The organism is Streptomyces sp. NPDC058470 (assembly GCF_042721055.1).
Lineage (GTDB): Bacteria > Actinomycetota > Actinomycetes > Streptomycetales > Streptomycetaceae > Streptomyces.
Genome location: NZ_JBHXMF010000071.1, coordinates 1 through 13,479, shown reverse-complemented (window position 1 = coordinate 13,479; position 13,479 = coordinate 1). Strand labels below are relative to the sequence as shown.

Annotated in this window: 9 protein-coding genes and 1 pseudogene; 4 read left to right on the top strand and 6 right to left on the bottom strand. The window is 70.8% G+C overall.

Translation table 11 applies throughout. The features are described 5' to 3' along the window. Positions 1 to 99: 99 nt before the first annotated feature. Both ACFWP7_RS36550 and ACFWP7_RS36545 read left to right on the top strand, forming a co-directional pair. A pseudogene (locus ACFWP7_RS36550) lies at positions 100 to 808 on the top strand (SDR family oxidoreductase); the annotation flags it as partial. Next, the gene (locus tag ACFWP7_RS36545) at positions 809 to 2,422 is read left to right on the top strand and encodes a serine hydrolase (protein ID WP_384390874.1); all 1,614 of its coding nucleotides are present in this window, start codon (positions 809 to 811) and stop codon (positions 2,420 to 2,422) included. A gap of 13 nt (positions 2,423 to 2,435) precedes the next feature. Here ACFWP7_RS36545 and ACFWP7_RS36540 read toward each other — a convergent pair whose 3' ends face one another. The 5 genes from ACFWP7_RS36540 to ACFWP7_RS36520 form a co-directional block, all read right to left on the bottom strand. Then, entirely contained in the window at positions 2,436 to 3,932 is a 1,497-nt protein-coding gene (locus ACFWP7_RS36540) for an SDR family NAD(P)-dependent oxidoreductase (RefSeq protein ID WP_384390871.1), read from the bottom strand. Between the two features lie 135 nt (positions 3,933 to 4,067). Continuing rightward, positions 4,068 to 5,411 carry a wax ester/triacylglycerol synthase family O-acyltransferase gene (locus ACFWP7_RS36535; RefSeq protein WP_384390868.1) on the bottom strand — a complete coding sequence of 448 codons (1,344 nt, stop codon included), beginning with the start codon at positions 5,409 to 5,411 and terminating at the stop codon, positions 4,068 to 4,070. A gap of 357 nt (positions 5,412 to 5,768) precedes the next feature. Beyond that, on the bottom strand, positions 5,769 to 6,989 hold the full coding sequence (gene glgC, locus ACFWP7_RS36530) for a glucose-1-phosphate adenylyltransferase (RefSeq protein ID WP_384390865.1): 1,221 nt from the start codon (positions 6,987 to 6,989) through the stop codon (positions 5,769 to 5,771). 82 nt (positions 6,990 to 7,071) lie between these two features. Next, the gene (gene glgA, locus ACFWP7_RS36525; RefSeq protein ID WP_384390862.1) at positions 7,072 to 8,223 is read right to left on the bottom strand and encodes a glycogen synthase; all 1,152 of its coding nucleotides are present in this window, start codon (positions 8,221 to 8,223) and stop codon (positions 7,072 to 7,074) included. A 119-nt stretch (positions 8,224 to 8,342) separates the two neighbouring features. Continuing rightward, positions 8,343 to 9,077 carry a (2Fe-2S)-binding protein gene (locus ACFWP7_RS36520; protein ID WP_384390859.1) on the bottom strand — a complete coding sequence of 245 codons (735 nt, stop codon included), beginning with the start codon at positions 9,075 to 9,077 and terminating at the stop codon, positions 8,343 to 8,345. A gap of 210 nt (positions 9,078 to 9,287) precedes the next feature. On the opposite strand from ACFWP7_RS36520, the gene ACFWP7_RS36515 reads away from it, so the two are divergent. Next, complete coding sequence (locus ACFWP7_RS36515; RefSeq protein WP_384390857.1) at positions 9,288 to 10,484, top strand: DMT family transporter; 1,197 nt, start codon at positions 9,288 to 9,290, stop codon at positions 10,482 to 10,484. Here the strand turns inward: ACFWP7_RS36515 and ACFWP7_RS36510 are convergent. Continuing rightward, a complete protein-coding gene (locus ACFWP7_RS36510; protein ID WP_384390854.1) occupies positions 10,474 to 11,667 on the bottom strand; it encodes a transglycosylase family protein in 1,194 nt (397 codons plus the stop codon). The genes ACFWP7_RS36515 and ACFWP7_RS36510 overlap by 11 nt on opposite strands. A 324-nt stretch (positions 11,668 to 11,991) precedes the next feature. Here ACFWP7_RS36510 and gndA point away from each other — a divergent pair, with 324 nt between their 5' ends. Continuing rightward, positions 11,992 to 13,431 (top strand): NADP-dependent phosphogluconate dehydrogenase, encoded by a 1,440-nt coding sequence (gndA, locus tag ACFWP7_RS36505; RefSeq protein ID WP_384390852.1) that lies wholly within the window; start codon positions 11,992 to 11,994, stop codon positions 13,429 to 13,431. The last annotated feature ends 48 nt before the right edge of the window (positions 13,432 to 13,479 follow it).

Here is a 13,479-nt window from a genome sequence, read left to right as displayed (position 1 = left end):
CGGCACAGTGCCCTGACCATTCGACAGCACGGGGACGGTGGCCTCCCGACGGCTTACTGCTGAGGGCTGTTGACTGACGCCCCGTCATGAGACCACCTTGCCTCCGAGCGGCTCGGCGGCGTCGGGCTCGCGGGTTCCGTCGCCGACCCCCCTCATCTGCGGGAGCTGACCGAGCTGGCGCTGCCGGAGTTCGGGCGCATCGACGTCGTGGTGAATCACGCGGCGGCCAACGAGCCGTACGGCCCCCTCATGAAGGCGGACCCGGACCGCCGGCGCGAGGCGTTCACCGTCAATGTGGAGGACCGCTGCGGCCGGTGCGGGTGCGCCTGGCAGGCGTGGATGAGAGGGCACGGCGGCTCGGTCGTGACCATCTGCACGGAGGGTGCCTGGCACGTCGGCCCCGACGTGGGCGCGTACGGCACCAGCAAGGCCGCCCTGCTCCACCTCACCCAGCAGCTCGCGGGCGAGCCGGCCCCCGGGGCGCGGGTCCACTCGGTCTCTCCCGGACTCGTCCGTACGGAGAGGGCCCGCTTCGTGTGGGAGGACGCCGAGGACGAGCTCGGCGCCGGCCTCCCGCTGGGCCGCATCGGCCAGCCCGAGGACATCGCCCAGGCGGTGACATGGCCGGCCTCGGACGCGGCCGACTGGATCACCGGTGCCGACCTGCTGGTCGACGGAGGGACACGGGTCAGGGCCGCCTACGCCGACTCCCCCGGGCCATGCGGTCCACGAGCGGCTGAGGACACGGGCGCCGGGCGCCTTGGGAACGCGCGGACTCGACAGGACAAAGGCCGTGACCGCGCGTTGAATGGTGACCATGGGTGTTCGGCGTCAGGCGAGACCCCACAGGTGGACGGCGCTCATCGCAGCGGCTGTGGCCTCCCTGTTCTCGGCGAGCTACGCGGCCTCCGGATCCGCCGCGGCAGCGGACGCACCACCGCCTCAGCCGCCCCCGCAGCTCACGCAGGCGAAGGTGGACGACGCCGTCGACGCTCTCGACCGCGTCATCCAGGACGGCATGAGGAAGACCGGCGTCCCGGGCGTCGCCGTGGCCGTCGTTCACAAGGACAAGGTCGTCTATCTGAAGGGCTTCGGCGAGCGGCGGGTCGGACAGTCCGGAGCCGTCGGCCCGGACACCGTCTTCGAGCTGGCGTCGCTGTCCAAGCCGCTGGCCTCGACCGTGGTCGCGGGCGCCGTCGGCGACAAGACCATCGGCTGGGACGACCCGGTGGCCGGGCAGCTGCCGCGCTTCGCGCTCAAGGATCCCTGGGTCACCGACCACGTCACCGTCGCGGACCTCTTCTCGCACCGCAGCGGCCTGCCCGACCACTCCGGAGACCTCCTCGAAGACCTCGGCTTCGACCGGACGTACATCCTGGAGCATCTGAAGTACGAGCCGCTCTCCCCCTTCCGCGCGAGTTACGCGTACACCAACTTCGGAGTCACCGCCGCGGGGCAGGCCGTCGCGAACGCGAACGACACCACCTGGGAGAAGCTCGCCGAGGACACCCTCTACGACCCCGCCGGCATGAACTCCACCAGCTCCCGCTTCACCGACTACGACCAGGCCAAGGACAAGGCAGTCACGCACGTGAAGGGCGCGGACGGCTCCTGGGAGGCCAAGTCCGTCCGTGACGCCGACGCCCAGTCGCCCGCGGGCGGTGCGAGTTCCACGGCCCGCGACATGGCCACCTGGATGCGGCTGCAACTCGCGAACGGCAAGCTCGGCGGCGAGCAGATCATCCCCGCCGACCCGCTGGAGCGCACCCACCTGCCCGAGATCGCCAGCACCCCGCCGCGTGCCCCGGCGGGCCGCACCGGCTTCTACGGCCTCGGCTGGAACGTCAGCTACGACGACCAGGGCCGGCTGCGCCTCAGCCATTCCGGCGCCTTCGCCCTCGGCGCGAACACCAACGTGTCGTTGCTGCCCGGCGAGCAGCTCGGCATCGTGGTGCTCACCAACGGAGCGCCCGTGGGACTCGCCGACTCGGTCGCGCTCGACTTCTTCGACACGGCCCAGTACGGCAGGCCGACGACCGACTGGCTCACCCTGGCCGCACAGCTCTACCAGCAGCAGGAAGAGGCGGGCCGCTCCCCCACCGACTACACCAAGCCCCCGGCGAACGCGGCCGGCGCCCGGTCCGACGACACCTACACGGGCACCTACGACAACGACTTCTACGGTCCGCTCACCGTCGCGGCCGCGAAGAGCGGTGAACTGACGATGAGTCTCGGCCCCGAGCCGATGACGTTCCGGCTCACGCACTTCGACGGCGACACGTTCTCCTTCGAGACGGTCGGCGAGAACGCGACCGGCCTGTCGGGAGTCACCTTCAAGGGCGCCTCGAACGGCGCGAAGGCGGGGAAGGTGACCGTCGAGGCGTTCGACGAGAACGGCCTGGGCACCTTCACCCGCCCCTGAAGCGGCCGTCAGATCACCACTTGCCGGGCGCGTAGTCCTTCATGAAGACGCCGTACAGGTCCTCGCCCTGCTCGCCGCGGACGATCGGGTCGTACACGCGGGCGGCGCCGTCGATGAGGTCGAGCGGGGCGTGGAAGCCCGCGTCGGCGAGGCGCATCTTGTCGGGATGCGGGCGCTCGTCGGTGATCCAGCCGGTGTCGACGGCGGTCATCAGGATGCGGTCCTTCTCGAACATCTCCTGGGCGCTGGTGCGCGTGAGCATGTTCAGGGCGGCCTTGGCCATGTTGGTGTGCGGGTGGCCCGCGCCCTTGTAGCCGCGGTTGAAGACGCCCTCCATGGCGGAGACGTTCACGATGTACGTGCGGTTGGCGTCAGCCGCGGACATCGCCCCGCGCAGGCGGCTGATGAGGATGAACGGCGCGGTGGAGTTGCAGAGCTGGACCTCCAGGAGCTCGACCGGCGTGACCTCCTCGACGGACTGGATCCAGCTGTTGGTGTCGTGCAGGTCGGGGACGAGCCCGCCCGCGTCGATCGCCGTACCGGCCGCGATCCGTTCCAGGGACGCCGAGCCGGACACCAGAGCCAGGTCGGTGACCTCCTTCGCGGTCAGCGCACCCCCTCCGGCGACCGGGAGCGCTGCCACGGCGCCCGAGCCGAAGGTGCCGATCACCTCGGCGGGCGGCAGCTCACCGGCGGGCAGCGGGCCCGACTCGGCGGCGAGCAGCTCGCTGTAGGCGCCGGGCGAGCGACGTACGGTCTGGGCCGCGTTGTTGATCAGGATGTCGAGCGGGCCCTCGGCGGCCACCGACTCGGCGAGCGCGACGACCTGGGCGGGGTCGCGCAGGTCGAGGCCGACGATCTTCAGTCGGCCGATCCACTCGTCGCTGTCGGGCATGGCCTTGAAGCGGCGGATCGCGTCGTTCGGGAAGCGCGTGGTGATCGTGGTGTGCGCGCCGTCGCGCAGCAGCCGCAGCGCGATGTACATGCCGATCTTGGCGCGGCCGCCGGTGAGCAGTGCGCGCCTGCCGCTGAGGTCGGTGCGGGCTTCGCGGCGGGAGCGGTTCTCGGCCGCGCACTCCTGGCAGAGCTGGTGGTAGAAGTAGTCGACCTCGACGTACCGCTTCTTGCAGATGTAGCAGGAGCGCGGGCGCTGGAGTATCCCCGCGATCTCACCGGCGTCGGTCACGGACGAGGGCAGGATGCCTTCCGTCTCGTCGTCGATGCGCTGGGCGGAGCCGGTGGCCGTGGACTCCGTGACCGACTTGTCGTGGGCGGTCTTGGCGGCCCGGCGGTCCTGGCGGCGGCGCTGCTTGACCGTGCGGTAGACGCCCGCGGTGGCGCGGCGGACGGCGATGGCGTCGGGGTGGTCGACGTCGATCTTGTCGAGTTCGTCGAGCACGCCGAGGCAGACGGCCAGCCGTTCCGGGTCGATGCCGGGCCCGTATGACGCCTCCGCGACCTCTGCCGTGTGCACGGCGGGGGTCGCCGGGCTGTCCTCTGTCACCGTCATCGCCGTTGCCGTTCCTCGGGTTCTGCGCCGCGCTCGAACCGCGCTCGCTTTCGAAGGCGGAATTTTACGGAGCAATCGCGCGTGGACCAAACCCGCGATGATCACCGGCCTCCGCAGGGGGCGCGGGCGGCGCTTTCAGGGGGCGCAGGCGGCCTTCAGTGCCGCCACCTCCTCGGTCAGCGCACGGGCCAGCACGTCGAGGTCCGGCACGGCCTCCGCGTCGGCCACGAGCCCGTAGTGGACCTGCCCGCGGTACGTCGAGACGGCCACGGCGAGGGCCTGGCCGCGGGCCAGCGGGGCGAGCGGGAACACCTCGTTGAGGGGGCAGCCGCCGAGCTTCAGGCCGAGGCTGGGCAGCGGCACGCTGGTGACGAGGATGTCGAACAGCAGCCGTGCCGCCTGGCCGACGACGGGTCCGCCGATCCGGTGCCCGAGCGGCGGTACATGGTCGGCGAGCAGTGCGACGGCGCCCGCGCCCCGGTTGGGTCCGGCGTCCTTGTTGCGGTCCATGGCCGTGCGGACCGCGCGCAGCCGTGCGAGCGGGTCCGGGTCGTCGACCGGAAGCCTTATCAAGTAGCCGGAGAGCCGATTGCCCTGCGGGTGCGCGGTGCGCGGGCGGCGCTTGGAGACGGGGATCAGGGCACGCGGTACGACGCCCTCGCTGCTGTCGCCGCGCTCGTCGAGCCAGCGGCGCAGGGCGCCCGCGACGACGGCGATCAGGACGTCGTTGACGGTGCCGCCCACGGTCTTGCGGACGTGGTGCACGTCGTCGAGGTCGACGACCACGCCCGCGGTGCGGCGGGTGCCGGTGGGCTCCGAGGTGAGGGCGGGTGAGGACCGTACGTCCAGGGTCGCGCGGGCGACGGAGGCGCCGATGTCCAGTGCCCGGCCCACGTCGGAGAGGGCGCCACGGACCAGTCCCGGCAGTTTGCGGATGTCCGGGAAGAGCCCACGGGGCGGCTCGGCGCGACGTGGGCGGGGCTCCGGCAGGTCCACCGGGTCCATGATCGCGGCCGCGAGCATCAGCGCCCGCAGACCGTCGGCGAGCGCGTGATGGAACTTGAACAGCACGGCGAAGGACACACCGTCCTCGCCGGGCAGCACATGTGCCTCCCACGGCGGCCGGTCACGCACCAGCGGGCGTTCCATAAGACGGCCGGCGTCCACGTGGAAGTCGGCGGTCGGCGCGTGCAGCGTGACGTGGTCGAGCGGCTCGAAGTCGGGCGCGGGCTCGCGCGTCGCCCCGCCGAAGGCCGGCGGGAAGGTGAGCGGGAAGGCAAGCGGCTGCCACACGTCACGGATCCGCATGCGCAGCCCGGGAACTCCGGCCGCGCGGGCCGCGAGCAGCTCGGCGGCGTGCGCGCCCGCGGTGGGTGAGTGGGCCGCGAAGACCCCCAGGGCACCGAGGTGCATGGGGTGCTCGGCGGACTCGATGTTCCAGAACGCCAGGTCGAGTGGTGCGAGCAGGTCGGAGGTCAAAGGCTTGCTCTCGCGTCGACGACGGGTGAACAAGCAGTCAAACCCGGACAGGCGATTACGGTCAAGTACGATCAAGCTACGCTCAGTTAACTTCAGATTAAGTCCAGCCACCGGTCCCGCCCCTCGGGGAGGGGCGGGGCTCCTGTGACTTCGGCCAAACGGTCCCGCAGCCCGTGGTGCCCGCTCGGGACGCGTCACGGATCAGCGCCTCGCGCACGGTCCGGCCCTCACCCGCCCCACGTCCGGCTTCAGAATCTTGCGGTCATAGGTTCAGGAGCCCCGTTGGGCTCGCCGTCGACGTCCGAGATCCAAGCGGCCCTGGCGGGCACTCCGCCCACCAGGGCCGTCGTCACGGGGTTACGACACGTGCTGGCCCTTGCCCAGCGCGATCACTCCGCCCTTGGAAACCGTGTACAGCTCGGAGTCCCGCTCCGGGTTGACGCCGATCGTCGCGCCCGGCGGCACCTCGACGTTCTTGTCGAGGACCGCGCCACGCACGACGGCACCCCGCCCTATGTGGACGTTGTCGTGCAGGACCGAGCCCTGGACGACGGCTCCTGGGTCGACGACGACACCCGGCGAGAGCACCGACCTCGTGACCTGCCCGCGGATCAGGCAGCCCGCGCTGATGATCGACTCGCTGGCGATGCCCCCGGCGTTGAATCTCGCCGGCGACAACTGCCCGGAGTGGGTGTAGACGGGCCAGCTGCGGTTGAAGAGGTTGAAGGCGGGGCGTTCGGCGATCAGGTCCATGTGGGCGTCGAAGTACGCGTCGAGGGTGCCGACGTCGCGCCAGTAGCCCTGGTCCCGGGTGGTCTCGCCGGGTACGTGGTTGTCACTGAAGTCGTACAGCTGTGCCTCGCCCCGGTCGGTGAGCATGGGCAGGATCGAACCGCCCATGTCGTGCACGGAGTGCTCGTCCTCGGCGTCCCGCTGGAGCGCCTCGATCAGGGCCTTGGTGGTGAAGATGTAGTTGCCCATCGAGGCGAAGACGCGCTCGGGGTCGTCGGGCAGGCCGGGCGGGTCGGCGGGCTTCTCCAAGAAGCCCTGCACGGTCTGACCGTCCGAGCCGGGGCTGATGACCCCGAACGACGAGGACTCGGCGCGCGGCACCCGGATACCCGCCACGGTCACGCCCGCGCCGCCCTCGATGTGCTGAGCGAGCATCTGCCGCGGGTCCATCCGGTAGACGTGATCGGCGCCGAACACCGCTATGTAGTCGGGCCGTTCGTCGTGCACCAGGTTCAGGGACTGCAGGATCGCGTCCGCGCTGCCCAGGTACCAGCGCGGGCCGAGCCGCTGCTGGGCGGGGACGGGGGTGACGTAGTTGCCGAGCAGGCTCGACATCCGCCAGGTGGTGGTCACATGGCGGTCCAGCGAGTGCGACTTGTACTGCGTCAGGACGCAGATGCGCAGGACGTCGGCGTTGACGAGGTTGGACAGGACGAAGTCGACGAGGCGGTACGTGCCGCCGAAGGTGACCGCGGGTTTCGCGCGGTCCGCGGTGAGGGGCATGAGCCGTTTGCCCTCTCCACCCGCAAGTACGATTCCCAGCACCGAAGGTCCACCGCGCCGCATGCCGCCGCCCCTCTGAACACGGTCGGGCCACACTCTCCTCGCGGAGCCTGGCCCCTGTTGCTGAACTGCGCCTGTCCGATGGTTACCCCGCTTTGAGGACTTCTTCGTACAACTGGACGGTGCGCCTGGCGACCGCGTCCCAGCCGAACTCCCCCGCCGCACGCTCCCGTCCGGCCTCGCCCATCCGCCGGGCGGCCTCGGGGTCCGCGAGCACCGAGTCGAGAGCGAGTGCCAGATTGGCCTCGAAGTCCCCCTCGACCTGCACCAGGACGCCGGTCACGCCGTCCTCGACCACCTCGGGAATCCCGCCGACCCGGGACGCCACCACGGCCGTTCCGCAGGCCATCGCCTCCAGGTTGACGATGCCGAGCGGCTCGTACACCGAAGGGCAGGCGAAGACGGCGGCGTGGGTGAGGAGTTGGATCACGTCCGGGCGCGGCAGCATCTGCGGGATCCAGTGCACTCCTTCGCGTACGCGGCTCAGCTCCTGGAAGAGGTCACGGAACTCGCGGTCGATCTCCGGGGTGTCGGGGGCGCCCGCGCACAGCACCACCTGCACGGCCGGGTCGATGTCCCGGACCGCGCGCAGGAGGTGGGGCACGCCCTTCTGGCGGGTGATACGGCCGACGAAGAGGATGTACGGGCGGCCGGTGTCGATGCCGATGCGGTCGAGGACGTCCGTGCCGTGGTCCGCCTGGTAAAGGGCGGTGTCGATGCCGTTGTGCACGACGTGCACCTTGGCCGGGTCCAGGGCGGGGTAGCAGCTGAGGATGTCCTCGCGCATTGCGCCGGAGACGGCGACGACGGCGTCCGCCGCCTCGATGGCGGTGCGCTCGGCCCAGCTGGAGAGGGCGTAGCCGCCGCCGAGCTGCTCGGCCTTCCAGGGGCGCAGGGGCTCCAGTGAGTGGGCGGTCATGACGTGCGGGATGCCGTACAGGAGCTTGGCGAAGTGGCCCGCGAGGTTGGCGTACCAGGTGTGCGAGTGGACGAGTTCGCGGCCTTCGAGGGCGGCCGCGATGGAGAGGTCCACGGAGAAGGTGCGCAGGGCGTCGTTGGCACCGTCCAGCGCGGGCCAGGGACGATGGCGTACGACTCCGTTCGCGACGCCCTCGCCCCAGCAGTGCACGTCCAGCTCGGTGAGGGCGCGCAGCTCCCGGGCGAGGAACTCGACATGGACGCCCGCACCGCCGTACACGTCCGGCGGGTACTCCCTGGTCAGCAGTCCGACTCGCACTCAGAACCCCCGTCGTAGCGACTGGTGCCCTCATGGTCACTCACCTGGGGCGGATGGGGAAGAGCTCGGCTTCCCCAACGAGGCTTTCCCGCTCAGGGGTTTCATGAACGCGGCCGCCGTCAATGCTTTGGCGGTCGGGTGAAGCAGCAGTCGCCGCAGAGTCCCCCTGCCGGGACGCGGTAGTAGAGGCAGCAGCTGCGACGGCGGAGCGTGCTGGGATCAAGGGTGCCGGAGAGGTCGGAGTGGGCGAAGAGTTCGGCGGCGAGCGTGCGGGCTCGGTCACCCACCTCCGCACGGCCGTTGGCGTGTGCCCAACAGTCGAGCTGGCGCACGGCGCCGGCCAGGGCCGATCCCGCGTTGCCCCACAACAGGCCTGCGGAGATACGGCAGCGGGAGCGCAGGGCCGCCGCCAGCGGGACGAGGTGACCTTCTCGTACGACCGCGCCGATCGCCGTCGCGGGCAGGGGGCGCACCTCGGACAGCCACAGGTCGTCCGGAGCGCTGCCGTCCGGATCCCAGTGCAGCAGACGGGGATCGAGGTCGGGCAGGTGTCCGTACAGCGCGGCGGTGCCCAGCGCGACGGACCACAGGCGGGCGGCGAGGGCCTGGTACGCCACGGAAGCGGCGACCCGCGACTCGGGCGGCTGGATACTCTCCGTGACCTTATGAATCCGAAAAGTTACCGGATCCTCGTAAACATCTCCGTGGGTGTCGAGTCGGGGTGCCGCGTACGCCTGCGCGAGCGTGGGCAGCGGGCCTCGCGGTGGTACGCCGGTGCGTAGTACGAAGAAGCCGCCGAGCGGGCCGAGCGCCGCGAGTTGGGGGTCGAGGTCCACGAAGAGCAGTAGTACCAAGCCCCCTAGGGGTTTTCACCAGCGGGCTCGCCTCCCCTGTCGCCCACCTTGGGTATGACACGGGGCGATTCGTACTCCATCGGCAGTAGGACCCAATGACTGCTCAGGTACGACGACGCGAACAGTTTCGCGAGGCATCGTAGTCACCATGGAAGCCGACCGTTCGTGGCGCCGGGCACAGCGCCCCCGCCGTACGCAGAGGAGGGACTCATGAGCGCCCTCGCTTTGTCCGTGTTGCTCTCGTTCGTCTCCGCCGTCGCGTATGCCGGCGGAGCGATCGTGCAGGAGCAGGTCGCGGTGACCTCCCCCGAGCAGACGTACGCGCCGCTGCGCAGGCCGATCTGGTGGGCGGCGGTGGCGCTGAACGGCCTCGGCGGGCTGCTGCACGTGGTGGCCCTCGCCTACGGCCCGCTGAGCCTCGTGCAGCCGCTGGGCGCCCTGACCATCGTGTTCGCCCTTCCCATGGCGGCCCTGTTCGTCGGCCGCAAGGCCGGGGCGACCGCCTGGCGCGGCGCGATCATGGCCACGGTGGGCCTCGCGGGCCTGCTGTCACTGGTCGGCTCCTCGGATTCACACTCCCTGGGCAGCACCCAGCGCATCGTGCTGGCCGTGGTGACCGGCGGCGCGGTGGTGGCGCTGATGGTGGCGGGACGCGCCGCGCACCGGCATCCGGCCGTGCGCAGTGTGCTGCTCGCGGTCGCGGCGGGCATCGCCTTCGGTATGTCCTCGGTGTTCACGAAGACGGTGGCGGTCGACTGGACGAACCAGGTCTCACTGGCCGACCTCCCCAGCCTCGCCGTGATCGGTGTCTTCGCGACGGCCGGAATGCTGCTGTCGCAGGCCTCGTACAAGGGCGCCGGTCTCGCGGCGCCGCTCGCCACGCTGACGGTCGTGAACCCCGTCATGGCGGCAGCCGTCGGCATCACGATGTTCGGCGAAACCTTCCGCTACGGCACGACGGGCACCGTTCTCGCGCTGGGCTGCGGGGTCGTCGCGGCGGGTGGCCTGATCCTGCTCACGACGGAGCGGATCGGCGGTACACGGCGCGCGCCGGTATCAGCCGAGCTCGAGGACAGCTCGGCTGCTGTACCGATTGGGTCGATCCCGGTTCCAGCCGCCGCACTGACGACTGCCAAAACCACCAGCGAGCCGAAGGCCGGGGCGACGGTCGAGTCGACGGTCGAGTCGGCGGTCGAGTCGGCGGTCGCGGGGCTGCTCGCGGCGCTTCCCGACCAGCCCGCCGGTCCGGTCGGCGCGGCCCGCGAGGACGTTCTCGTGCGGGGTCCGCTGCCGGCCCCGGAGGAGACGGAGCCGTCGGACGAACTGCCGTACTACTCCGCCCTGTACGGCGCGCCCTACGTACCCCTGCCGTTCGTCAACCACCGCCGCACCCGAGTCAGATCCTGACTCCGCCCGCCCTCAAGTAGGCGACCGGGTCGACGTCCGTACCGAAGCCGGGCCCCGTCCGCACCTCGAAGTGCAGATGCGGGCCCGTGCTGTTGCCGGTGGACCCGGACCGCCCGATGCGCTGGCCGCCCGCCACGCTCTGGCCGGTCTTCACGGAGATCGCGGACAGGTGGGCGTACTGCGTGTAGCGGCCGTCGGCGTGCCGGACGACCACCTGGTAGCCGAAGGAGCCACCCCAGCCGGCGCTGACGACGCTGCCGGCCGCGACCGACTTCACGGAGGTGCCGGTGGGCACGGGGAAGTCGACGCCCGTGTGGTAGCCCTTCGACCAGGAGGATCCGGTGGCGTGGTAGGGCGTGCCGGTGGCGGCGTTCACGGGGGCGACGAGGGTGGCTGTCTTGGTGGCGGTCTTTTCGGAGGACGCCTTGTCCGTGGAGGGCTTCGGTGTCGCCGTGGACTTCGGCTTCGCCACGGGCTTCTTGGGCGTGGTGGCCGTCGAGGCGGAGGCGCCCTCGGTGCCCGTGTCGCGCAGGCTGAGCCGCTGCCCGGGGAGGATCAGATCGGGGTCGGAACCCACGGTCGTGCGGTTCGCGGTGTAGAGCTGCTGCCAGCCGCCCTTGACGTCCCGGGAGTCGGCGATGCCGGAGAGGGTGTCGCCGTGGACGACGGTGTACATCTCGGCGGTGCCCGCCCGCGACTGCGGCGTGGTCTGCGGCTTCACGTCCTGCACGGAGAGCTTGGCGCCCTGGGCACTCTTCGTACTCTGGGAGGTCGCCGGGGAAGGGCTGATGTCGGGGGTGTCGCCGCCCCTGGTGAGACCGGCGCGGACTGAGCACACCGGCCAGGCGCCGGGCCCCTGGCCCTTGAGCACCTTCTCCGCGATGGCTATCTGCTGGTCCTTGGTGGCCTGATCCGCACGCTGCGCGTAGACGCTGCCGCCGTACGACTCCCAGGTGGACTGGCTGAACTGCAGCCCGCCGTAGTAGCCGTTGCCGGTGTTGATGCTCCAGTTGCCGCTGGACTCGCAGGCCGCGACCTTGTTCCAGGTGCTCACGTCGGCCGCGTGGGCGACACTGGTTCCGACGAGCGGGAGCGCGATACCCGCGCCGCCTGCCGTGACGGTGAGGGAGGCGCGGTTGATCCTGTTCGGCTGATACCGGCGGTGCCGGCCGCGTATGGCCATGAAGGAGCCCCCTCGACATGCTCAGGAGCGGCAAAAGTAAGCGCTGCGAACAGGCCATGACAAGAGGGCAATCAGCCGTCCCAGCGCCTCAAGTGACCAGGAATCCACCCTGGTTGCGCGGACCACTGAGGCGAGTGGGCCCTTCGCCGCGTACAGAACACTGCCAAGTCAGGGTGCGCTGACGGCGAACCGACGCATTACGGTCTCGCCGGTCGATGACCGCTGTCTCGCCGATCGGGCGGGACGGCGTGACACAGCCCCGGCGGCGCGATACTGGCGGGCAGCACGGCATTACCGATTACAGCAGCTATGGGAGCCAACCGTATGAGCACTTCAGCCCAGATCGGCGTCACGGGTCTCGCGGTCATGGGGCGCAATCTCGCCCGCAACTTCGCGCGCAACGGCTATACCGTCGCGTTGCACAACCGCACCGTGGCAAAGACGAACGCGCTGGTGGAGGAGTTCGGCCACGAGGGCGAGTTCGTGGCGGCCGAGACCGCGAAGGAGTTCGTGGAGGCGCTGGAGCGTCCGCGCCGCCTGGTGATCATGGTGAAGGCGGGCGAGCCGACCGACGCGGTGATCCAGGAGTTCGCCCCGCTCCTGGAGCCCGGCGACATGATCATCGACGGCGGCAACGCCCACTTCGCGGACACCCGGCGCCGGGAGCACGACCTGCGCGAGCAGGGCATCCACTTCGTCGGCATGGGTGTCTCGGGAGGCGAGGAGGGCGCGCTGAACGGGCCGAGCATCATGCCGGGCGGTCCTGTCGAGTCGTACGACTCCCTCGGTCCGATGCTGGAGAAGATCTCCGCGAAGGCCGAGGACGGGGCGCCCTGTGTGACGCACGTCGGTCCGGACGGCGCCGGGCACTTCGTGAAGATGGTGCACAACGGCATCGAGTACGCGGACATGCAGCTGATCGGCGAGGCGTACCAACTGCTGCGTGATGTGGCCGGTTACTCCCCCGCGCAGATCGCGGACATCTTCCGCACCTGGAACACGGGCCGGCTCGACTCCTACCTGATCGAGATCACCGCCGAGGTCCTGTCGCACGTGGACGCGGCGACGGGGAAGCCGTTCGTCGACGTGGTGGTGGACCAGGCGGAGCAGAAGGGCACGGGCCGCTGGACCGTGCAGATCGCGCTGGACCTGGGCGTTCCGGTGTCCGGCATCGCGGAGGCCGTCTTCGCCCGCTCGATCTCGGGCCACGCGGCGCTGCGCGAGGCCTCGCGGGGTCTCGCAGGGCCCACGGCGACGGCGCTCGGCGAGGCGGAGGCCGCGGCCTTCGCCGACCGGGTGGAGCAGGCGCTGTACGCGTCGAAGATCGTGTCGTACACGCAGGGCTTCCACGAGGTCGCCGCGGGCAGCGACGAGTACGACTGGAACATCGACCTCGGTGCGGTCTCCGCCATCTGGCGCGGCGGCTGCATCATCCGCGCGGCCTTCCTGGACCGGATCCGCGCCGCGTACGACACCCGGGCCGACCTGCCGAGCCTGCTGTCCGACGAGACCTTCGCGCAGGAGATCGCCGCCGCGCAGGACGACTGGCGCGAGGTGCTGGTCGCCGCGACCCGCCAGGGCGTCCCCACGCCCGGTTTCGGCGCGGCTCTCGCCTACTACGACGCCCTGCGCGCCGAGCGCCTGCCCGCCGCCCTCACCCAGGGACAGCGGGACTTCTTCGGTGCGCACACCTACCGGCGCACGGACCGCGAGGGCTCGTTCCACACGCTGTGGGGCGGGGACCGGTCCGAGGTGGCCGGCTGAGCGAGGTCCGGGACGAAAGACCGGTGGCCCGGTGCGGAGGTTCCGCAC

Bases quoted from the DNA above. Each gene is read 5' to 3' on its own strand.
- ACFWP7_RS36545 (WP_384390874.1), top strand. From the start codon at position 809: ATGGTGACCATGGGTGTTCGGCGTCAGGCGAGACCCCACAGGTGGACG.
- ACFWP7_RS36540 (WP_384390871.1), bottom strand. From the start codon at position 3,932: ATGACGGTGACAGAGGACAGCCCGGCGACCCCCGCCGTGCACACGGCA.
- glgC (WP_384390865.1), bottom strand. From the start codon at position 6,989: ATGCGGCGCGGTGGACCTTCGGTGCTGGGAATCGTACTTGCGGGTGGA.
- ACFWP7_RS36515 (WP_384390857.1), top strand. From the start codon at position 9,288: ATGAGCGCCCTCGCTTTGTCCGTGTTGCTCTCGTTCGTCTCCGCCGTC.
- ACFWP7_RS36510 (WP_384390854.1), bottom strand. From the start codon at position 11,667: ATGGCCATACGCGGCCGGCACCGCCGGTATCAGCCGAACAGGATCAAC.
- gndA (WP_384390852.1), top strand. From the start codon at position 11,992: ATGAGCACTTCAGCCCAGATCGGCGTCACGGGTCTCGCGGTCATGGGG.